A 20,967-nucleotide genomic window follows, 5' to 3' on the forward strand; every position below is an offset into this window, starting at 1 on the left:
GCCTCACCTTCGCTTCACCTCCGCCTCACCTCACCGTCACACACCGGCGAGCAGCGCCTCCAGTGCCTCAGCCGCAGCGGGGTGCGTGACCGTCAGGGCGCCGACCGGTGAACCGGCATCTCCGGTCGGCGCCCAGCCGGCGTCACAGCCCAGCAGCCCGCTCACCGCGTCGCACGCCGCCGGGTACGCGGCCAGCAGTGCCGCGCCCGGTGCGGCGGCGGGCGTGTCGTGCCGCTGCCAGCCGTCCTCGCACCCCAGCAGTCCCGCCACCGCGTCGCACGCCGCCGGGTGGGCGGCCAGCAGCGAGGCGCCCGGGGGCGCCGGGGCGGCGGCCGTGCGCCGGGCGCGGGAGGCCGCGAAGGGGTCCTCCTGCGGCTGCCGCCACGGCGGCACCCACGCGTCCAGCGCCGGCAGCCGGCCCGGGAAGACGCGGCCCGCCTCGCGGATCAGCAGCGGGGCCAGGTCCGCCGCGCCCTTGCGCAGGGTGGTGATCAGCAGCGGCAGCCACGGGAGCAGCACCGTGTCCGGCAGACGGCCGAACGCGTTCGACACCGCCTCCACCACCACGTCCGCCAGCCCGGGCACCGGCTCCAGCGCGTGCACGAAACCGTTGAGGTAGCGCGGGTAGGAGGGCACCACCAGCGGGTTGTCCAGCAACGCGTCGCACCTGGCGCGCAGTTCGGCGCGTGACAGGGTGCCGAGCTGCACCTGCGCCGCCCACAGCAGGGCCGTCTTCGACGGGTCCTCCGGGTGCGACTGGGCGACCGCCAGCTCCAGCTGCGTACGGTCGCAGCCCAGCGACAGCGCCAGGCTCTCCATGCTGAACAGGAAGCCCAGCATCGCCGCGACCTGCCCCACCGTCGCGTCCTCGTCCCGGAACGCCGTCGGCAGCAGCGTGCAGTAGTGGGCGTACCCCGTCCGGACGAACGACTCGATCCACGCCGGCAGTTCCGGCCGGCTCGTGCGGTAGTACGCCAGCAGTGTCCGCGCCCGGCGCAGCACCTCCGGCGCCCCGTCGACCGTGCGTTCCGCGGACAGCACCTTCAGCGCGTGGGTGCCCAGCTCCTCCGCCAGCCGCCCGCTGCGCAGGTACAGCAGGGTGTCCTCGACGGCCGCCAGCACGCCCGCCGTGGTCGCCCGCGGCCCGTACGCCTCGCGCCGCAGCCGCTGCTCCAGCACCTGCTCGACGCTGACGCCCTCGTAGCCGAGCTCGATGAGCGCACGCTGATGGGTGCCGAGGGCCAGGTCCCAGGACTCCTGGATCGACCGCTCACCGAGCCGCCGCTCACCCATGATCGGCCGGGCCGCGGCCGCCGGCATCAGCCGCCGCAGCATCCACAGCACGTCCGAGCACGCCTCCAGCTCCGGCCGGCCGGCTATGTCCAGCAACGCCCGCTGCACACCGCGCTGCTGCAGCTTCAGCCCCAGCGGCTCCAGCCGGTCGTACACGTCCCGGGCGAGCGGCGGCAGGGCCTCGTAACCCACCTGCCCGACCCGGTCGCCGCCCATCATGATCTCGACGAGCCGCCGCACGTCCCGCCGCCCGGGCACGCTGTCCTTCTCGATGCAGGTGACCGCCGCGTCCTGGAAGTCGTACGGCGTCGGCTTGGCCCGGTCCCGCATCCCCGCGAGCAGGATCGACGTCTCGAAGACCGCGATGGCGTCCGCGGTGGAGGCGAGGTAGCCGTTGCGGCGGGCCGCCCGCACGATGTCCACGGACCAGCCGAGCAGTTCCGCCTCGTCCAGGCCGTCCAGCACGGGAGGCCGGTGCAGGAACCCGGACAGCCGGTCCGTGGCCGGCGCCGGTGCGGCCACGGCCGTCGCCTTCTTCGCGCGGGACTTCCGTGCCCCCGCCTGACCCTCCAGCCGGTACGGCCGTATCCGCGTCCGCTGCAGGCTCTTCCGCCACTGCGTCGCCGCGATCGACACCGAGCCGGGCGCCAGGCCGAACTGCGCCTCGATCGCCGCGTGGCTCGACGGGATCAGCCCGTACTGCCAGGTGGTCGCCGTGCGCGGGGAGACGGTGAACCCGTCCGAGCGTCCGTGCACGCCGAACTCCTCCACCCGGCTCGCCGCGTGGAACGCCCCGCACACGTACAGGCAGTCCTCCGGGTCCGTGCCCGTCGCCGCCATGTGCTCACGCATCCGCGTCCACATGTAGCGCTCGCGGTCCTCGTCCACCCGGACCCGGTCGCCGTCGCCCGGCGCCAGCCGCCGGAACAGGCTGCCGATGAGGAACATGACCTGGCGGTAGGTGTCGTGGTCGCTGTCCCCGAGCGGCACCTCGACGTACTGGTGCCACCACTCCGACCAGTGCCGCACCTTCCCGTGGCGCAGCAGGTGTTCCTCCAGCTCGGCGAAGCGGGGGCGCAGGTCGCCGATCTCGACGCCGACCGCCTCGCCGTGCAGCGCGGCCTCCTCGGACTTCGGCGTATCCTCCGCGTCGGCCGAAGTCCCTTCGGCGTCCGTGGTGCCGGCGCGGTCCCACTGGAACACGTGGTCGCAGGAGCGGTCCACCAGGACCAGTTCGACGCCCGGGGTGTCCAGGGCGTAGGCGATGGCCTGGTACTCGGCGGACGCCTCCGTGATCGGCGCGACCACCGACAGCGGGGCCCACTCCTGGGGGAAGCCGTCGATCTCGCCCGCGAACGCCTGCACGGCCACGGGGAGCCGGCAGTTGCGCAGCTCGGTCAGCAGCGGCGCCATGTCCTCGCACAGCTCCAGGTACACCACCTTGGGCCGCTTCTCCCGCAGGCGGCGGGCCATGGCCAGGGCGGAGGCGGGGGAGTGGTGGCAGACCGGGAAGATCTCCAGCGGCTCCCGCACCGCCCGGTCGACGTCGTCGACCATGCCGAGAAGGATGCCCTCCAGGGCGTCGGGCCCGCCCGCGAACTCGGTCGCCGCCTCCTGCAGCTGCGTACGCAGTGCGGTGAACACACCGCTCTCCTGGTGCCCGCTCACGACAGGGTGGCGATCGCGTCGCGGCCGCCCTCGAGGAACTCGGGCCAGGCCCCGCCCTCTTCCTTGCTGCGCGGCTCGACGACCCCGTGCAGGTACTTGTTGAGGATGGCCAGGTCCTCCGGCTCGCGCCGGGTCAGCGAGCCCACCAGCGACGACGCCAGGGTACGGGCGGTCAGGGCGCGCTCACCGAAGAAGTTGCCGTGCAGCACCGCGTCCTCCAGGACCCCGATCTGCTCGGCCGTCGACAGCGCGGACTCCAGCTTCTCGTCGTCGCTGCCGGCCGCCGCGGCGGAGGCCCGCAGGTCGGCGAAGCTCTGCAGCAGCACGTCGAGCAGCGTCGGCGGCACGTCCAGGTCGATCGCGTGCCGGCGCAGCAGCTCCTCGGTGCGGAAGCGGACGATCTCCGCCTCGCTCTTCTTGTTCGTCACCACCGGGATGCGGACGAAGTTGAAGCGGCGCTTCAGCGCGGACGACAGGTCGTTGACGCCCCGGTCGCGGCTGTTGGCGGTGGCGATGATGGAGAAGCCGGGCTTGGCGAACACGATGTTGTCGTCGCCGCTCCCGCTCCCCAGCTCGGGAACGGAGATGTACTTCTCGGACAGGATCGAGATGAGCGCGTCCTGCACGTCACTGGTGGAGCGGGTCAGCTCCTCGAAGCGGCCGATGGCGCCGGCCTCCATCGCGGTCATGATCGGGGAGGGGATCATCGACTCCCGCGACTGCCCCTTGGCGATCACCATCGACACGTTCCACGAGTACTTGATGTGGTCCTCGGTGGTGCCGGCCGTGCCCTGGACCACCAGCGTGGAGTTGCGGCAGATCGCCGCGGACAGCAGCTCGGCCAGCCAGCTCTTGCCCGTGCCGGGGTCGCCGATGAGCAGCAGGCCGCGGTCGGAGGCGAGGGTGACGATCGACCGCTCCACGAAGCTGCGGTCGCCGAACCACTTCTGCGAGATCTCACGGTCCAGCCCGTCGGCCCGCTCGGAGCCGAGGATGAACAACCGCACCATCTTCGGCGACAGGCGCCACGAGAACGGCTTGGGGTTGTCGTCGATCGACTCCAGCCAGTCGAGCTCCTCGGCGTACTTGATCTCGGCGGGGGCGCGCAGCAGTTCGGACATGAGGGATGAGCCTTTCGCAGTGAGAGTCGAGAAGTCGAGTGGGTGAGAAGTCAAGAAGGGGGGAGGTCGGGAAAGTGAGAAGCCGGGAAGGCGGCGGTCAGGTCAGGAACGTCTTCAGCTCGTGCACGAGCTTCTTGATGTGGCCGGATATCACCGGCGTGCCCAGGTCCTTGAACTTCTCCCGGAACCAGGGGTTGACGCTGCCGCGGCCGGAGCTGGTCACCGATCCCACCGGGATGAACTTCGCCCCGGAGCGGTGGATGGCGGCCATGCTCTCGAACAGCTCCTCCGTGCGCCATTCGTAGAAGTCGGAGATCCACACCACGACGGTGTTGCGCGGCTCGGCGATCTTGGGCTGGGCGAGCGCCATGGCGACCGTGCCGTCCGTGCCGCCGCCCAGCTGGGTGCGCAGCAGCGTCTCGAACGGGTCGTGTGCCCAGGGCGTCAGGTCCAGCGCCTGCGTGTCGTAGGCGATCAGGTGCACGTCCACCTTCGGCAGACCGGCGAAGATCGACGCCAGGATGGTGCAGTTGACCATCGAGTCGACCATGGACCCCGACTGGTCCACCACGACGATCAGCCGCTGCGGGGTCGTCTTGCGGCTGGTGTGCCGGTAGTAGAGCCGGTCGACGTAGAGCCGCTCCTGCTCCGGGTCCCAGTTGGTGAGGTTCTTCCAGATGGTGCGGTCCAGGTCGAGGTTGCGGAACACCCGCTTGGGCGGGACGGACCGGTCCAGCTCACCGACCGTGGACTTCTCCACCTGCGTGCGCAGCACCTCGGTGACCTCGTCGACATAGCGCCGGATCAGCGCCTTGGCGTTGGCGAGGGCGACCCCGGAGAGGTTGTTCTTGTCCCGCAGCAACTGCTCGATCAGCGACATGCTCGGCGTCAGGCGCGAGGCGAGCGCCGGGTCGGCCAGCACCTCCCGCAGATGCATCCGCCGCACGAGACCGGCCTCGAGGGAGCCCAGCTCCGGACCGATCTCGGGGATCAGCCTGCTCAGGTCGGGCGCGGGCGAGCCGACACCGGTGCCGGTCGGACCGACGCCTTGGCCGGCGCCCACCCGGCTGCCACCGCGGCCGCCGCGCAGGTCACCGGGCCGGCAGCCCAGCGCCCGCTCCAGCCATCCGGCGTCCGACTGCCAGCGGGCCAGTTGCTCGGCGGTGACCGTGCCGCTGCCGGTCGAGAAGACGTTGAGCAGCACCTTCGACACCAGCGCCGCCCGCCGCACCTCGGCGGCCCGGTCCCGCGCACCGTCCGCGTCCGGCTCCGGCGTCATCAGCCCGTCGAACTCGGCGGCCAGCCCGGGGTGCCGCTGCACCACCGAGTCGACCGACGCGGCCGGATCGAGCAGCGCCACCGGCAGACCGATGTCCTCGACCACGGCGACACTCGCCGACTCCAGCGACGCCTGCTCCTCCGGGTCGAAGAGGCGGGCCAGCAGCCGCCAGTACAGGACCTGCCGACGGTTCTCGTCGGAGTCGGGGGCCGGGACGTCCCCCAGTTCCCCGGTGTTCTCCTCGCTCATTTCCGCAGCAGCCTTCCCGCGCGCTCGCGCAGCACGTTGACCGCGTCGGTGGCCGCCTTCTCGGCCCGTACGCCCGCCTTGTCGGCCGTGCCGCCGGCCCAGGCGCCCGCGTGCACGGTGACGGGCTTCTTCCGCACCGTCCGCTCGACGGCCAGCGGCTGGAGCAGGAACTCCCCGGCGTCCCAGCGCAGCAGGCCGAGACACGCGGCGGACGAGGCCACGGCCTCGGCGGTCAGCGGACCTGCGGCGGGCACCCGGCCGGCGTCGACGGCGAGCCGCTCCCCGGCGACCCGGAAGGCGATCCCGTCGTCCTCCTCCTCGACGGCGTACCCCTCGAGCAGCACCGGCACGGCGATCCGCGCCGGATGCCGGTCCACCGGCGTCACCGGGGCGGAGACCGCCGTGGGCAGCGCCACCCGCGCGGTGGTGAAGACCTCCGCGGACTCACCCGGCGTGGCGCGGGCGTCGTCCCAGACCAGATCGTCCTCGGCGGTGAGGGGCATGGCGTCGAGCTCCATGGCGCGCCCCTCGCTCACGGCGGCCAGCAGCGACATGTGCGGCCGCAGCAGCTGCCACAGCCCCGCGCCGACGACGGTGTCCGGCTTGGACGCGGACACACTGGCCCGCACCAGGCGGGGTGCCCCTCCGTCCGCCGGCTCGAACACCGCGTGCACCTGCGCCTGCACCGCGGTGGCGTGCTCGTGCAGATCGACACCGAGCGGCAGCAGGCGGCCGGTGGCCTCCGTGACGGCGGTCGCCCGGTCCGCGCCGGGCAGCGTCAGCAGCATCGCCCGCGACCACAGGTCGGCCCACCGGCGCACCGGGACCCGCTCCAGCGTGGCGCCGGGGCAGGACGCGGCGAGCTCCGCGGCGAACCCGTCGAGCAGCGCGGCGAGCCGCCGCAGCGCCGGCTCGGGCAGCATCGCGGACACCACGGGAGCGGCGCCGCCGACCAGCTCGTGGTCGATGCCCTGCCAGCCGGCCCGCGCCAGGTCGCACAGCCAGCCGCGCGCCGCCACCAGCAGGTTCACCGGGTGCTCGGCGCCCGCGGCCGGAGCGGCGGACTCCTCGCCGCGCGGCCGCCCGACCGCCTCCTCGACCCGTGCGACGAGCGCGTCGTGCACGGAACCCAGCAGCGCGGTGCGCGCGGCGGCCAGCGCCATGAAGTGGTCCTCGTCCGCGGCCCCCGCCGCGGTCTTCTCCGCCGCCTCGGCGACCCGCCCGGCCAGCGGCGACCCGGCGACGGCGTCGGCCAGCCCGGCCAGTCCGCCCGCCTGGGCCGGCTGCGGGCGCAGCAGCCCGCCGACGAGCGCCTGGTCGAACCCGTCCACGGCGGCCAGAGCCTCGTCCAGCCCGTCGACGGCGTCGGTCAGCAGATCCGCCCGCATCACGCCACCGCCCCGGCCGTCGGGAACCAGTGCATCTCCGGCAGGGGAGCGGTCGCCGGCGCGAACTCCAGGTAGGCCAGATGGCGCAGGAACCGGCTGAACACCTGGGCCGCCGCCGACCTGTCCCCCTGAGCGGGACGCGTCGCCGTCATGGCCGCGGTCAGGCCCTGCGCGTCCGCCTGCTCACCGGCGGCGTCCACCTTCAGGTACCGGGCCACGCGGTCCGCGCCGTACTGCAGCACGGCCTCCCCGATCAGCGCCCGTATGTGGTTGCAGAAGGCGCCGCGCGCCCCGCCGCAGGGCCGGTTGTTGTTGGTGCTGCACGAGAACGCGTACGTCCCCGCCTCCACCGACGACACGTACACCCGCCCGATGTCGGAACCGCTGGACACCACACCCTGCAACCGTCCGTCCGCCAGCTCGACGAACGGCACCTTGGCGAGCTTCCTCGGCCGTGCGGACGGCACCACCCGCACCGTGCTCGACCTCTCCCAGAGCGACAACGCACCATCTCCCATGCATGCGAAAGGGGATGTCCTCGCCAGACCGGCGGGACACGAGGGAATCTATCGACGGCCACTGACAACGACCCCGGGCTGTGGACAACCGCGGATCTGTGGACGTCGCCGTCACCCGACGGTGTGGCCGGCGCGTTCACCGGGGCGGGCAGCGCTCCTCGACTGGCAGGACAGCACGCCTTCTTGACGCGCGTTCCCACAGGTCGATACTTGTCCAGCGTGCGTTAAGTGACTGTTCGTGACGCCGCCAGCACCAGGCGAGAAAGTGACGCATGTTCCCGACCGGGGCTTCGCTCCACGAGTGACGCGGGCAGGCTCGACGCGCGAGAGGGCGGTCAAGGATGAAGAGGAAGAGACTGGGCGGGGCGGCCGTCGCGCTCGGCGTCGTCCTGGCGGCGACCGGCCTTCCGGCTCAGGCGTCCGCCGGCAACCGGGCCGCCGGCGACCAGGCCGCCGACGCCCGCGCGGCCCTCCCGCTGGGCCCGGCCGGCCTCGCCGAAACCCGCACCACACGCACCTTGCAGCCCGGCCTGACGCTCACCCGCATCGTGCGCGGCGCCGTGGACCCGGCGCACCACTGGACCGTCGAGGCGACCATCCCCGGCGGCGACACCTCACCCGACCCCGACGCACCGCCGACCACCCTCAAGGACAAGGCCAGCGCCGACGAACTCGCCGCCGACCTGCGAGGCGACGGCTTCGACGCGCGGGCCGAACAGGTCACGACACCCAGCACGACGGACTTCGCGGGCGGAACGCTCGGCTGGCGCGTACGCATCGGCAGCTTCTCCTCCCGGTCCGCCGCGACAGCGGAACGCACCCGCGTGATCAACGCCGGTCACACCGGCTCGGTCACCTACACCGGCTGGGACGGCGCGACCACGGACCGCGGCCCCTGGCGCATCGACGTCCTCACCATCGACCCGCGCACCTTCCGCGGCACCCTGGACGCCACCCACGGCCCCGACGTCGAGAACCGCGAGACCGTCAGCACGCTCGCCGCCGACGCCGGTGCCGTCGCCGCGGTCAACGCGGGCTTCTTCGTCCTCGACCCCCGCTCCGGCGCGCCCGGCGACCCGGCGGGCGTCGGCGTGTACGACGGACGCCTGCTGAGCGAACCGGTCGGCGGGCGCCCCGGCTTCGTCGTCCGCGACCACGGCCGGAGCGCGCAGGTCACCCGCCTCACCTGGCAGGGACGGGTCACCGCCCGCGGCACCTCCCTGCCGCTCCACGGCGTCAACCGGGTGCCCGGCCTGATCCGCAACTGCGGCGGCAGCGAGGGCGACAGCCCGACCGCCCTGCCCCTGCACGACGTCACCTGCACCAACCCCGACCAACTCGTCGTGTTCACACCGGAGTACGGCGCGAACACCCCGCAGGGCGAGGGCGCGGAAGCCGTCCTGGACAGCCGGGGCCGCGTGCTGGAGCTGCGTCCCGCCCGCGGCGGCCCCCTCCCGCGCGGCGGCAGCTCGATCCAGGCGACCGGCCGGCACGTGGCCGCCCTGACGGCCCTGGCCCGCCCCGGCGAGCGCCTGCGCGTCGAGACGACCCTCCGCGACGACCGAGGCCGCCGGGTGACGCCGTCCCCCGGGACGGACATCGTCAACGCGGGACCCGAACTGGTCCGTGACGGACGCCTGCACGTCACCCCGGCCACCGACGGCATGGTGCACCCGGGCGACCCCAGCTGGTACTACGGCTGGGTCCACAAGCGCAATCCCCGCACCCTCGCCGGGACGGACACGGCCGGCCGCACCGTCCTGGTCACCGCGGACGGCCGCGGCACGGACTCGCTCGGGCTGAGCATCACCGAGAGCGCGAAGGTGGCCCGTTCACTGGGCCTGCGGGACGCCGTCAACCTCGACGGCGGCGGCTCCACGACGATGGTGGCCAACGGCCAGGTGATCAACACCCCGTCCGACGCGGCGGGCGAACGGCCCGTTGGAGACGCGCTGTTGATCCTGCCTCGGAAGCGGTGACCTGCCGGTACGCGGCCGAAGTGTGCGGAGCGCACCGTGGTTGAGACGTCGTTCCGGACAGTTCACTCGTCAAGCGTCCAGGCCGGTGATCCGGACGGCGGTGCCGGCCGCACCTCGAGCGTGGAGAAGTCGATGTTCTCGTCCTCGCCGCCGAACGGCAGACGGCCCGCCGAGTCCGGGAAGTAGTAGGGGCCGTACGCCCAGTACTCGGGTTCCTCGTGGCACATCAGGTCAGGGTAGGGCGAGATGTCGAGGTCCTTGTACCGCTCGTTGATCCTCGCCACCGCTTCGGACCGTGATATCCCGAAGCGGGAAACCATTTCGTCCGCGATGTGCCGGAAGTAGTCGAGCATTCCTTCGTCGAGACGCATCAGGAATTCCGCCGTCATGATGGTCAGGAGCCCACCCTTCGGTGAATTGAGTTGGAGAACAGTCCGGCCCGGCATCGTTCGCGATGCTCTGCAGCATCCTGCCCGAGGCGTCAGCGACGCGGGTGAGTCCGCCGCGCCCGTCGCTCGGGGATCCTCGCGCCGCGCACGGACCAGCGGGGCGGCACCGCCCCGAGAACGGCCGACTCCTGGACTGTCGCGCACCGACTCCTGTGGTGGATGCTGCCTGAGAGCAAGGTGAATACGTCCCGCCCACCGTTGATACAGCGACGAACCGCACCGCAGGGAGCCGCCGTGACCGCCGTCGTGACCTTCCGAGCCCGTGTCCGTCTCGTCCTCGCCGCCCTGGTCCTCGCGCTCGTACCGGCCGCACCGACGCTCGCCGCCCCGCCCCCTGCGGGCGCCGCCGAGGCGCGTATCCCTGCTCAGGGGGAGACGGGGCGCCGCGGCGCAGAGGTTGTCGCGGTCACGCAGGTCGCGGAGCGGCAGGTCGACCTGTCGGTCCGTTCGGCGGCGCTCGGCGGCCGGACCGTCAAGGTCCGCCTGTTGACCCCCGACGGCTGGAACCCGGCCGACCGACGCCAACACTGGCCCACCTTCTGGCTGCTGCACGGCTGCTGCGGCGACTACACGTCCTGGACCGCGATGACGGACGTCGCCGAGACCGACAGCCTGCGCGACGTGCTCGTGGTCATGCCCGAGGCCGGCTGGAACGGCTGGTACAGCGACTGGTGGAACCACGGTGAGGGCGGCGACCCCGCCTGGGAGACCTTCCACACGGTCGAACTCCGGCACCTCCTCGAACGCGACTGGGGCGCCGGCCGCAACCGCGTCGTCGCCGGGCTGTCGATGGGCGGCCAGGGCGCCCTGCTGTACGCCGCCCGGCACCCCGGCATGTTCAAGGCGACCGCCGCCTACTCGGGCTCCGCGCACCCGCTCCTCAACGACGAGTCGGTCGACCGCATCCTGGGCCTGTTCGCCGGCCGGGGCAACGACCCCCTCCGGGTGTGGGGCGACCCGGTCGCCCAGCGCCGCATCTGGCAGGCCCACGACCCGTTCCACCTGGCGAAGCGCCTCAAGTCGCTGCCCGTCTACCTGTCCTGCGGCGACGGCACGGCGGGCCCGCTGGACGCACCGGGTGCGTCCAGCGCCCTCGAGGCGGACTTCAACCGCCAGAACCACGCCCTCGCCGCCGAGTTGAAGCGCGTGGGAGCCAAGCGCCTGACCACCAACTTCTACGGCGCCGGCACCCACACGTGGCGTTACTGGGAACGTGAACTGCACGCTTCCCTGCCGATGCTGCTGGGCGCCCTGGGTGTGAAGAGCTGACATGCCAGAGGGGAGGGCCGCTCTCGCCGCACAGGGGCGGACTCACCCACGCTCCCGCAGATACGCGTCCAGCGCGGCGGCCCCGCGCAGCATCGCCCGTCCGCGGTCGGACAGCCGGCCGTGCCAGTCACGCAGAGCACCCTCCAGGGGTTCCAGGCCGCCGGCTGTCCGCACCTGGGTGATCAGCGGGGCGATCTGCTCGAGCAGGTGACCACCGCGCCTGAGCTGATGCACCAGGTGCGCGTCCCGCACGTCGGCCGGGTCGTACACCCGGTATCCGGTCACCGGGTCGCGCCGCGGACGTACGAGTCCGGCGCCCTCCCACTTGCGCAGGGTCGCCGGGCGGACGCCCAGTTCCTCGGCCAGGGGCCCGATGAAGACCGGCCCGGACCGGTGGGGCCCGCCGGCCGGATCCGTGGACGCGGCGTCCGAGGTGAGCCCGCGCAACGCGTCCTCCACGGCGTGCAGCGTGCGCCGGTCGTGGAGCAGCCGGGCGTGACTCTCGTCGATGAGCCGGAAAGCCTCGTCGACGGCGTCCTGGTTCACGGCCTGCATGACCGCCGTCGCCGTCGCGTGCCCGTACCCCGGCACGAGGGCGAGGAACGCGTCCAGCGCCCGCTCGTGCAGTGGAGCGTAGACGCGGTAGCCGTGGGCCGTCCGGGCGGCGGCCGGGAGGATCCCGGCCTCCTCGTAGTTCCTCACCGCCTGGGTGGACAGTCCGTGCCGACGCGCCAGGTCCACCGGCCTCAGCTTGCCACTCGTTTGAAGGTTGTGACCCACAGTTCCGAGGATACAGAGAGAAGACAGCGAGCAAACCTTCAAACGAAAGTTCAACGATACCGTTGAATGCATGGAAACCGGCATCAAGGACTGCGCCCGCCCCGTCGAGGCCTCGGCACTCATGGAACTGCTGCCGACCCGCCCCCGCCTGCTCGCCCTCGGCGAGCCCACACACGGCGAGGAGACCCTCCCCGACCTGCGCAACACTCTCTTCCAACAGCTCGTGGAAGAGGAGGGCTATCGGACCATCGCGCTCGAGAGCGACTGCCTGAGGGCGTTGACCGTGGACGCGTATGTCACCTCGGGTGAGGGCTCCCTCGACGACGTCATGGAGCGAGGCTTCAGCCACGGATGGGGCAGCTCGCGGGCGAACCGCGAACTGGTGCGCTGGATGCGCGAGTTCAACGTGGATCGCCCCGCAGCGGAGCAGGTCCGGTTCGCGGGCATGGACGGCCCGCTGGAGATCACAGCCGCCGAAAGCCCGCGCCAGGCACTCACCGCGCTCCACGCCTACCTGGCGGCCCACGTCGACGAGGACCTGCTGCCCTGCACGGCGGACGAACTCGACGGGCTCCTCGGCGCCGACGCGCGGTGGACCGATCAGGCGGCCATGATGGACCCGTCCCAGTCCATCGGCCGTACGCAGGAAGCACACGAACTACGCCTGCTCGCCGACGACTTGACCGCCCTGCTGGAGACACAGGCACCGCACCTCGCCGCGGTGTCGTCACCGGCCGACCGGGACCGCGCGCACCTGTACGGACGCACCGCCGTCGGCCTGCTGCGCTACCACTCCTGGATGGCCGACACGTCACCCGCCCGCATGGCCCGCCTGCTCGCCACGCGGGACGGCATGATGGCCGGGAACCTCATCGCCCTCGCCGCGCGCGGGCCGGTGCTCGTCCACGCCCACAACAGTCACCTGCAACGCGACAGGAGCGCGGTGCGCATGTGGGGTCATCCGAAGGTGGAGTGGTGGAGTGCCGGGGCCCTGGTGAGCGCGCACCTCGGTGATGAGTACGCCCATCTGGCGACCGCCCTGGGCACGATGAGGCACCAGGGCGTCGGCACCCCGCCCGCGGACACGGTGGAGGGCATCCTGCACGCCCTGCCCGAAACGCACTTCATGATCGACGCTGCGCAACTCACCGCCGCGGCACGCGCCGTACCCGTCGTTCCACGCGTGTCCCCGTACTTCGGCTACGCCCCGCTGGACCCCTCCCACCTGCCCCGCGTCGACGGCATCGTGTACGTCAAGGACGTCCCGCACGACTAGAGTCGGCGTGACGGCGCGTACGACGGTCCCGCCCCGTCCGGAGGGGAGGCGACGAAACCGTTGTTCGCACTGCCGGTGCTCGGTCTGTCCGTGGTCTGTGCTGTCGCGGTGCTCATCTCGGTGGCACGGGCCGCCGCGATGGCGCTCCCCGGCCGGCCCCAGCCCTGGGCCGAACACCTGCTGCGCCGGACGGCGGCAGCGTTCGGATGGGCCGCCGGTGCTGTCTACGCCGTGGGACTGGCCGGTGTTCTGTGGTCGGAGGCGGAGGTCGGCGACGGCGCCGACTCGACCCCGGCACCGGCCTGCCGCTTCGGTTTCGACCCGGAGACGGTCCAGGGCCTGTCCCACCACCGTGCCTCCTACCTCCCCCTCCGCTTCGACTGCGTCCGGGAGGACGGCAGCGTCTACGCCGGCGATCCCGGCCTGGTGGGGATGAACTGGACGTGGGCCTCACTCGCCCTGACCGCGGCACTGCTCGTCATCGGCATGCACTGCCGAGCCGAGCTCCGCGCCCGGAAGGCGGCGGCACGGTGACGCCGCTCCTGGCCGGTGGCGGCCGGGGCCGTCACCGGGACGTGATCACGACAGCGGACAGGCCGTGGAGCGTGGGTCACCACCAGTCGTCGTGGGATTCGTCCTCCGTGGCGGGGTTACGCACGACCACGACGAGGTGCACCGGCGCGTCGGTGTCGTCCTGCTTGACGCCTACGAGGAGCTCTTTTCCGGATACCTTCCACGCGCGGTACTCGATGAAGGAGCTCACGTCCGCGACGTGCTCATCGGCTTCCTCCAGCCGGTCCCAGGGGACTCCGGACCGCAGTCGCTCCGTGACGTCCGGCAGCTTTGCCGCGCCTGCGGCGTAGAGGCCGCCCAGGTGCGCGTCCATGTCCGGCGCATCGTCCTGGACCTCTTGGAACCACGAGGTGAACTCGACGTCGACCGGGCCATCGCCCTGGACCCAGGCACGGGCGCCGTCACGATTCCACGTGGTGGCCCAGCTCCTGGACGGATTCCTGCGCTCGCCCGACCATCCCGCAGCGGCGAGGATCGCTTCCACCGCGGAGCCTTCGAGTTCGTCCAGCTCGAGCAGTCGGGTAATTTCCGCACTTACGTCAACCATGTGCTCGTTCCCTTGCCTGACACGGGGAAGTTCGCTGATTCATCACTCGCAATGGCATCCGGGAATCGTGTGCCGAGCACCTCGGCCACCGTGCCCAGCCATTGGCCTGCCCGCCGTCCACGTGAACCGCCCGTCCGTCGTCGAGGTTCCGAATGGCCCGTTCCGGGAACAACGTGTTGACACCGGAACCGTGCCACGGGCCGATGGCTGCCGGGCGTGTGCTCGTAGGTGATGCTCGTACGGTGATCACCGACGTTCCCGGACTTGTCGACCTGCTCCTTGCCCGCTCTGTGGCCGAGAGGGCCGCACACGTAACTCCATTGAGCGCCCTCCGGTGTGACCACCCGGATCAGGTTGTCTTCGGAATCCCCCGCGTAGGTCCAACTCCTGCGAATCCCGGAGAGGGGGGTCAGGACTTCGCGGGCCAGTCGTCCTTGAGGGGCGTGGGTGTAGGTGTGCCGACCGGGGCGGACGAGCTGGGTCCCGTCATACGTGAACGATCGGGAAAAGCTGCTGCGTGCCTCCCGGACCCTCGTGGACGACACAGCAGCGTCACACCAGCCCTCATGAACTCACCCGCAGGGTGATGTCGGCACAATCCAGCACGTCGTCGACGCTGAGACCGCGCCGCTCCTCCCCGCCACCGATCAGCACCCAGTCCTGGTCCCACTCGACCCGCCACACGTCGCCGAGCCGGTTCTCCCACTCGACGTATCCCCCGACCGCACCCTCCAGCCGGGGGATCTCCTGCCGCAGCAGCCGGGGATACGTCAGCGCCCGCCCGGCACGGGTGCTTCCGCCACCGGTGCGGGGGTTGTCGAAGCGCATCTTCAGGAAGGGCACCGCTTCCCGGCCGATGTCCGCCGGACCGAGCATCCTCTGGTACCGGACCTGCGCTTCCTCCGGTGACTCGTGCCCCGACACCTCCGTCGCGAAGGCCGGGAACACGATGTGCGTCACAGCCGTGAGGCCGGGGTGCTGGACTCGGTGATGGCCGTGGACCTCGGGAGCCACGGCGGCCACCGCGTCGAAGTCGTAACCGGCCGCGGAGAAGCCCTGAACAGCCGTGAGGGGCCGGTCTGTCCCGATCAGTGCTTCCTCGTGCCACCGCGCGAACGCGAGAACGTCTCGCGCGAGCCCCTTGTCGTGCGTGCCACGCTGATTGGTCTGCAGCAGCCGGCGACCGTCCGCCGTCACGGCTCCCGCGAAGTGCAGCACGGGACCGAGTGACCACGTCCACGCCCGGTCCAGGCCGGTGAGCGGTGCGGCGTCCGGGAAACCGGCCAGTGTGGTGAGGAGATTCATGTTTCCTGTGGCGGGATGGGAGCTGCGGCTTCTGGCCGTGACCCTATCCCGTCCGTCCGGTGGGGACCGGCCGTCCGCCGGTCCCCACCCACAGCTCACATCACAGAGGCTCAGCCGTACGGAATGACCAGCACGGACTTGTCCGTGCCCGTCTGCAGCTTCGCCGGGCCGTTGCCGATGGCGCTCCACACCTCCAGGCGTACGGTGCCGCCCCTGAGGTTGCTCAGGGTGCCCGTGGACGACTTGAGGCCGCGGTCCTGGGTGTACTCCTCCCAGCCCGGCACCGGGTCGGTCGCGAAGTAGTGGTACGTCTCCGTCCGGTCGAACGTGCCGTCGCCGGTGAAGTCGTAGCTCACCCGCGCCTGCTGGCCGAGGCCGACCGCCGTGCCCGCGTCGACCTGGAGCCGGAAGGCGGTCCGACCGCCCGAGGACAGCGTGCCGTTGACGCCCCGCGCCTCGTAGACCAGGGGCTGGTACGGGGCGCCGTCGTGGTTGGCGCCGTTCGCGGAGGGGATGGTGTCGCTGCCCGCCGTACCGCCGGACGCCGTGGTGAGGACGCCGCCGGCGCGCAGCTGGAAGGTGTTGCCGGTCGGCTCCGGGTCGGGATCGGGGTCCGGGTCGGCGGAGCCGGGGCCCGTGCCGGTCGCCGTGGAACGGGCCGGTACGGACAGCGTCCTGCCGTCGGAGAAGGTCACCGTACGGGCCGTCGACCCGTGGTTGTGGGCCACGTACGTCCGGGTCGTGCCCTTGGTGAACACCGCGGAGGTCGGGATGTCACCCGTCACCGTGGCGTCCGGGGCGCCGACGGCGGCCAGGGTGTTGATCCAGTGGTAGGTGTGCGCCTTCGACTCGCCTTCCTCCGGGGTGTAGCCGGCGTGGCCGGCGTCCCACTTGGCCTTGGCCGAAGCCGGGTCGGCGAAGGACTCGAACTCCCAGAGGAGGTCGCGCCATTCGACGGCGGGACCGCCGTTCTCCCGTTCCATCTCGGCGAGGTTGCGACGGATCGCCGCCTTCTCGCCGCCGAGGTGCAGCGAACCGCCGGTCACCGGCAGGACGTTGATGCCGTGGATCTCCTCGGGGTTCGCGGTCCACCAGGTGGAGTACGCGGCGCCGCTGCCCCACACCATGCCCGCCGTGTCGTGACCGAACGAGGACGGGAAGACCTGCTCGTCGGCGTCGAACCAGTACTGGGCGATCGACTCCGACTCCGTGGTCAGCAGGAAGGCGCCGAGGTCGCGCAGCGAGGTGTCACCGGTCGCGGAGCCCCACAGGACGAGGGCCGCGCTGAGGTTGGTGGACTCGGACGACGACTCCTGGTTGTTTCCGGCGGCGAAGCCCTGGTGTCCGGAGGCCCAGCCGTGACCCGCGTACACGTCGAAGCCGCGCAGGAAGGGGAACGCGGAGTCGGTACGGTTCGGGTTCGCGGTGTCCCGGACGAGCGTCTTGACCATGCCGCCCCAGGCCGAGTCCGCGGCCCAGGCCGGGTCGTACTGGGCGATGATCGCGGCCGCGTAGACGTAGTACCCGTAGTGGAAGTGGTGGTCGTTCAGCTCGGTGTCGCTGCCGTAGGAGGCGGGGTAACCGGTGAGCGTCTTCCAGTCCCTGTCGTAACTGAACTCGTTGGCGCCGCCCGCCGTGAACCAGTCCTGCAGCCTGCCCTTCATCAGGTTCAGCATGCGGTCACGGATGCCGGTCTCACCGATCTGGTCGGCCACGGGCACGAGTTGGGCGAGGCGGCCGAGGGCCTTGCCGGTCCAGTAGGTGTCGACCGCGCCGGAGAAGGGGTCGGAGGCGTTCACCACGTCGTTCAGGTAGCCGCGCAGCCGGGCGGCGTCCACGCCGTTCGACTTGGGCAGCGCGGGCAGCACCGCCGCCGCCTTCTGCGTGGTGGTGAAGGACGCCGACTCGCGGACCTTCATGGTGCCGCGCGGCGACACGTAGGTGTACGAGGTGAGCGGGTCCGTGGTGTGCAGCCACTGGTGACGGTAGAGGGCCTGGAGCGTGCCGCGCTCGGTGCCCTCCTTCGCCTCGGTGGTGAGCGTGTAGGTCGCCCTGACGGTTCCGCCGCTGTAGTTCCAGGTCACCTTGGAGCCGGTGACGAAGCTGTAGGCGTACTTCTTGAACGTCGCCAGCGCGCCGGTGTTCGGCAGCACGGCGACGGAGAAGTAGTCCTTGCCGCCGAGACCCGCGGTGACGGTGGAGCCGGAGACGTTCCAGTCGCTGCCGGTCGGGGCGAAGAGGGCGTAGTGGTGTCCGGCGACGGTGATGCCGAGGACGTTGCCCTGGTCGGCGAAGACGGTGGGCGCGCCCGCGGTGGTGATCTGTGCGTTGCCGCCGGAGCCCTTGGCGTACACGAAGGGCGAGCCGTGTCCGATGGTGGCGCGCAGGGTCCGGGTTCCGTCGGACCAGTAGGGGGTGACCGTCCAGTCGGACCAGTCGTCGGCCTTGGTGTCGGGGGAGTTGAGGCCGGTCAGGCCGATGGTCAGGTCGCGCTTGTGGGCGAACTCGTACTGGCGGCCGTCACCGGTGATCGTGGGGGTCGTCGGGTAGCCGACGTCGAGTCCGCCGGCGGTGGCCTGGTAGGTGAGGGGGTGCCCGTACATGGGGGTCGAGTACGGGTTGTCGCCGTAGCGCTGGAAGGCGAGGGAGGACCACCAGTCGTTGGTGGGCACGGGGCGGTTCCGTGCGGCGGCGGTCACCTTGGGGGTGACCGGCGTGCCCGTGTTGGTCGTGGGGCCGGACGTCCCGGGCGGCCGGGTGTCGGAGTAACTGCCCGCGCCTACGGGGACGGTGGCGGCGGCCGCGGGGGTGGCGGCCGGGCCCAGGCCGACGACGGCGAGGGCCGAGGCCAGCAGCAGAACGGTTGCCGGTCTGGTGCGTGGGGATGGCATGCGTCACCTCAGGTTGTGACTGGGGGAGTCTCTGAGAGCGCTCTCAGATGGCCGGAACGTAAAGCCGATGTAATGCACGTGTCAATGGCTTGAACGCAACAGGCTGTGTCGGGCCCGTATTTCGTCATGTCTTCGACGGTGACGGGGAGCCGTGCCGTGGCGTGTGCGGTGGGTGTGTCCAGGGGGACGGGACGCACCCGGTGACGGCGGCCCTTGGATGACCGAGGAGGCGGCCTCCGCGATCGGACGGGACTCGTCCGGGGCGCAGCCCGCCGGCCGTGCCCCGCCGATCACTCAGCAGGTTGGCGGGACGAGTGATCACCGGGGTGTCGAAGCAGCCTGGAGCCGTCTCACCGAACGGCCGGCGGTGCGTGCGCCGGGCTCACACGCCTCCTTGCTGCCGCCCGCCCCCGAGCGGGCCGTGGAGGCTGCCGACGCCGAGTTGAGACAGCACCCGGGTTTCGTCCTGCCCGCCGAGCCGGCCGCTCTCCGGCGGCTGTGCGGGGGAGCGGAGCATCAGTACATCGAGGCCGACGAGGAGGGCGAGGTCGGGCCGGGGTGTTTCCGCCCGGCGGGGTTCTGCTCGGACCCGCGGACGCGGTCAGGGCGCGGCTGCCTGAGACCGGTCACCACGACACCTGGGGTGCCGCGGTGGTGCCGTGGCCGACCGGTGACGGGGCGGGGCCCGAGTCCGGGCACCACGTGGGCCCGGAGGGTGTCGGCCGCTGGTCGCCGCCGGACGACGTGGCCTGTGACGAGCCGGACCACCCGTCGCCCGCCGCCTGCCTCGACGCCGTGCGCCGCACGCTCCCCGAGGGGCCCGCCGACGCCATGGGCGCCGATGTGCCTGGTCTGGTGTGGGGCTGCCTGGTCCGGGACGATCCCGAGGCTCCTCCGATGGGATGCGCGGGGAGCACCGGCGCCCCGTCCACCCCTGGGCACGACACCGCAACACCCCAGTGGACGTCAGCAGTTCGGAATGACCGACCCGCCGTTGTCCCGCGCCTCGTCGTTCCCCCACCGGGACAAGTAGTACGCGGACACGTACGCCCCGCGTCCGTTCTTGCCCGCGTAGGTGACGTCGAGGTCCGTCTTCAGCCACCAGTGGTTGTACGTGCCGTTCGCGCCGCGGATCTCCTGGCCCCACACCTTGCAGTACACGTAGTTGGTGCCCGCGTTCAGCACGCCCTGCGCGTCGTTGGTGTTCGGCTGGGCGTAGCCCGTCGCGTTGGCGAAGGTGTCGACCCAGTACCGGCCGGCGCCGCAGCCGTTGTCGCTGGTCAGATGGTGACTGCCGTACGAGCCGGGGTAGGCGAGGGCGGCTCCGTTGATGGTGATCCTCTGTCCGACGCCGTTGAGGAGCTGTTCGTAGTGGATGTGGGCGCCGGAGCTGTTGCCGGTGCTGCCGGTGGTGCCGATCTGCCGGCCCTGCCCCACGTGGGCGCCATGGGCGACGGAGAAGGCGTTCAGGTGGAAGTAGTAGGTCTTCCAGCCGCCACCGTGGTCGATCACGATGTAGTTGCCGGCGCCGTTCGCCTGGTAGTGCCGGGTGGCGGTGCCGGCGGCCGACGCGAGCACCGGCGCGCCGCCGGTCGCGCCGCCGTCGCTGCGGACGAAGTCGAGCGCCTGCCGGACCTCGGCCGAGTGGTGGCTGTACGTCCACTTCTGACCGCAGGCGAAAGGCGCCTTGAAGAGGGGCGCCGCCTGCGCGGGTGTCGCCACGAGCAGGCTGCCCACGAGGGCCACGAGGCCGACCAGGGCGATGCGGATCGATCGCAAGGCTGTCTCCGAACTGCGACGTGCGTCGCGCGGCGATGTCAGCGGACAGGGACGGCGACCAGGATGCCGTAGTTGATGCGTTCACGACAGAGTGTCGATCCGTGCGATGCGGCGGGTGAGCTCTCATGGCCCCTCGTCGGCGACCTTCTCCGCGATCCGGCCGAGCGTCGCCAGCTCCTCCGCGTCGAGCCGGTCGACGAAGTGCCGTCGTACGGAGTCGAGATGGGCCGGCGCGGCTTCCCGGAGCGTGTCCCAGCCCGTCCCCGTCAGCACCAGGAGGCAGCCCCTGCCGTCGGCGGGGTCGGGTGCGCGGCGGATGAGGTCGCGCGCCTCCATGCGGGTCGCGTGCCGGGACAGGCGGCTGCGGGACCAGCCCATCTTCGCGGCCTGTTCGTGCAGGGTGCTGGTCCCCCCGGGGCGTTCGGACAGGGTGCTGAGCACCTCGTAGTCGGGCTCGGACAGGCCGTGTGCGGCGAGGTCCTGCGCGGTGCGGGTCTGCACCGCGATCACCATGCGGCGGTAGGCCCGCCAGGCGCGTTCCTCCTCGGCGGTGAGCCACCGGACCGCGGATTCCTCGTTGTTCGTTGACATGTAATCAATCTA

The 20,967-nt window shown here is 71.7% G+C and carries 16 protein-coding genes; 4 read left to right on the top strand and 12 right to left on the bottom strand.

The features are described from left to right. Positions 1–36: 36 nt before the first annotated feature. From ACWH4W_RS17800 to ACWH4W_RS17820, 5 genes are all read right to left on the bottom strand, one after another. Complete coding sequence (locus ACWH4W_RS17800; RefSeq protein WP_473076706.1) at positions 37–2,961, bottom strand: DUF5682 family protein; 2,925 nt, start codon at positions 2,959–2,961, stop codon at positions 37–39. Further along, positions 2,958–4,082, bottom strand: a complete 1,125-nt coding sequence (locus tag ACWH4W_RS17805) for an ATP-binding protein (protein ID WP_473076707.1) — start codon at positions 4,080–4,082, stop codon at positions 2,958–2,960. Before ACWH4W_RS17805 ends, ACWH4W_RS17800 begins: the two co-directional genes overlap by 4 nt. 97 nt (positions 4,083–4,179) lie before the next feature. Further along, entirely contained in the window at positions 4,180–5,610 is a 1,431-nt protein-coding gene (locus ACWH4W_RS17810; RefSeq protein ID WP_473076708.1) for a vWA domain-containing protein, read from the bottom strand. Next, on the bottom strand, positions 5,607–6,998 hold the full coding sequence (locus ACWH4W_RS17815; protein WP_473076709.1) for a hypothetical protein: 1,392 nt from the start codon (positions 6,996–6,998) through the stop codon (positions 5,607–5,609). The genes ACWH4W_RS17810 and ACWH4W_RS17815 overlap by 4 nt, the downstream gene beginning before the upstream one ends. Continuing rightward, the gene (locus ACWH4W_RS17820; protein ID WP_473076710.1) at positions 6,998–7,516 is read right to left on the bottom strand and encodes a hypothetical protein; all 519 of its coding nucleotides are present in this window, start codon (positions 7,514–7,516) and stop codon (positions 6,998–7,000) included. Before ACWH4W_RS17820 ends, ACWH4W_RS17815 begins: the two co-directional genes overlap by 1 nt. Before the next feature lie 341 nt (positions 7,517–7,857). On the opposite strand from ACWH4W_RS17820, the gene ACWH4W_RS17825 reads away from it, so the two are divergent. Further along, positions 7,858–9,495, top strand: a complete 1,638-nt coding sequence (locus ACWH4W_RS17825; protein WP_473076711.1) for a phosphodiester glycosidase family protein — start codon at positions 7,858–7,860, stop codon at positions 9,493–9,495. Between the two features lie 62 nt (positions 9,496–9,557). Here ACWH4W_RS17825 and ACWH4W_RS17830 read toward each other — a convergent pair whose 3' ends face one another. Further along, a complete protein-coding gene (locus tag ACWH4W_RS17830) occupies positions 9,558–9,884 on the bottom strand; it encodes a protein kinase family protein (RefSeq protein ID WP_473076712.1) in 327 nt (108 codons plus the stop codon). Positions 9,885–10,178: 294 nt separating this feature from the next. Between ACWH4W_RS17830 and ACWH4W_RS17835 the strand changes: the two genes are divergently transcribed. After that, positions 10,179–11,213 (top strand): alpha/beta hydrolase, encoded by a 1,035-nt coding sequence (locus tag ACWH4W_RS17835; RefSeq protein ID WP_473076713.1) that lies wholly within the window; start codon positions 10,179–10,181, stop codon positions 11,211–11,213. Positions 11,214–11,255: 42 nt separating this feature from the next. Here ACWH4W_RS17835 and ACWH4W_RS17840 read toward each other — a convergent pair whose 3' ends face one another. Continuing rightward, positions 11,256–11,993, bottom strand: coding sequence for a TioE family transcriptional regulator (locus ACWH4W_RS17840; protein ID WP_473076714.1), 738 nt, complete (start codon positions 11,991–11,993; stop codon positions 11,256–11,258). Positions 11,994–12,063: 70 nt separating this feature from the next. On the opposite strand from ACWH4W_RS17840, the gene ACWH4W_RS17845 reads away from it, so the two are divergent. Then, complete coding sequence (locus ACWH4W_RS17845; protein ID WP_473076715.1) at positions 12,064–13,269, top strand: erythromycin esterase family protein; 1,206 nt, start codon at positions 12,064–12,066, stop codon at positions 13,267–13,269. A gap of 60 nt (positions 13,270–13,329) precedes the next feature. After that, on the top strand, positions 13,330–13,803 hold the full coding sequence (locus tag ACWH4W_RS17850; protein WP_473076716.1) for a hypothetical protein: 474 nt from the start codon (positions 13,330–13,332) through the stop codon (positions 13,801–13,803). 76 nt (positions 13,804–13,879) lie between these two features. Here the strand turns inward: ACWH4W_RS17850 and ACWH4W_RS17855 are convergent, their stop codons facing one another. The 5 genes from ACWH4W_RS17855 to ACWH4W_RS17875 all read right to left on the bottom strand — a co-directional run bounded on the left by ACWH4W_RS17855 (position 13,880) and on the right by ACWH4W_RS17875 (position 20,955). Beyond that, positions 13,880–14,389, bottom strand: a complete 510-nt coding sequence (locus ACWH4W_RS17855) for a hypothetical protein (RefSeq protein ID WP_473076717.1) — start codon at positions 14,387–14,389, stop codon at positions 13,880–13,882. 564 nt (positions 14,390–14,953) lie between these two features. After that, the gene (locus ACWH4W_RS17860; RefSeq protein ID WP_473076718.1) at positions 14,954–15,694 is read right to left on the bottom strand and encodes a hypothetical protein; all 741 of its coding nucleotides are present in this window, start codon (positions 15,692–15,694) and stop codon (positions 14,954–14,956) included. 110 nt (positions 15,695–15,804) lie between these two features. Then, on the bottom strand, positions 15,805–18,585 hold the full coding sequence (locus ACWH4W_RS17865; protein ID WP_473076719.1) for a glycosyl hydrolase: 2,781 nt from the start codon (positions 18,583–18,585) through the stop codon (positions 15,805–15,807). 966 nt (positions 18,586–19,551) lie between these two features. Continuing rightward, positions 19,552–20,364 carry a M23 family metallopeptidase gene (locus ACWH4W_RS17870; RefSeq protein ID WP_473076720.1) on the bottom strand — a complete coding sequence of 271 codons (813 nt, stop codon included), beginning with the start codon at positions 20,362–20,364 and terminating at the stop codon, positions 19,552–19,554. Positions 20,365–20,487: 123 nt separating this feature from the next. Then, positions 20,488–20,955 carry a MarR family winged helix-turn-helix transcriptional regulator gene (locus ACWH4W_RS17875; protein WP_473076721.1) on the bottom strand — a complete coding sequence of 156 codons (468 nt, stop codon included), beginning with the start codon at positions 20,953–20,955 and terminating at the stop codon, positions 20,488–20,490. Positions 20,956–20,967: the final 12 nt, after the last annotated feature.

The organism is Streptomyces sp. DSM 120436 (assembly GCF_055778765.1).

Excerpts from the sequence above, each read along its gene's own strand:
- ACWH4W_RS17805 (WP_473076707.1), bottom strand. The coding sequence starts at position 4,082 with ATGTCCGAACTGCTGCGCGCCCCCGCCGAGATCAAGTACGCCGAGGAG.
- ACWH4W_RS17810 (WP_473076708.1), bottom strand. The coding sequence starts at position 5,610 with ATGAGCGAGGAGAACACCGGGGAACTGGGGGACGTCCCGGCCCCCGAC.
- ACWH4W_RS17815 (WP_473076709.1), bottom strand. The coding sequence starts at position 6,998 with ATGCGGGCGGATCTGCTGACCGACGCCGTCGACGGGCTGGACGAGGCT.
- ACWH4W_RS17820 (WP_473076710.1), bottom strand. The coding sequence starts at position 7,516 with ATGGGAGATGGTGCGTTGTCGCTCTGGGAGAGGTCGAGCACGGTGCGG.
- ACWH4W_RS17825 (WP_473076711.1), top strand. The coding sequence starts at position 7,858 with ATGAAGAGGAAGAGACTGGGCGGGGCGGCCGTCGCGCTCGGCGTCGTC.
- ACWH4W_RS17830 (WP_473076712.1), bottom strand. The coding sequence starts at position 9,884 with ATGACGGCGGAATTCCTGATGCGTCTCGACGAAGGAATGCTCGACTAC.
- ACWH4W_RS17845 (WP_473076715.1), top strand. The coding sequence starts at position 12,064 with ATGGAAACCGGCATCAAGGACTGCGCCCGCCCCGTCGAGGCCTCGGCA.
- ACWH4W_RS17855 (WP_473076717.1), bottom strand. The coding sequence starts at position 14,389 with ATGGTTGACGTAAGTGCGGAAATTACCCGACTGCTCGAGCTGGACGAA.
- ACWH4W_RS17860 (WP_473076718.1), bottom strand. The coding sequence starts at position 15,694 with ATGAATCTCCTCACCACACTGGCCGGTTTCCCGGACGCCGCACCGCTC.
- ACWH4W_RS17865 (WP_473076719.1), bottom strand. The coding sequence starts at position 18,585 with ATGCCATCCCCACGCACCAGACCGGCAACCGTTCTGCTGCTGGCCTCG.
- ACWH4W_RS17875 (WP_473076721.1), bottom strand. The coding sequence starts at position 20,955 with ATGTCAACGAACAACGAGGAATCCGCGGTCCGGTGGCTCACCGCCGAG.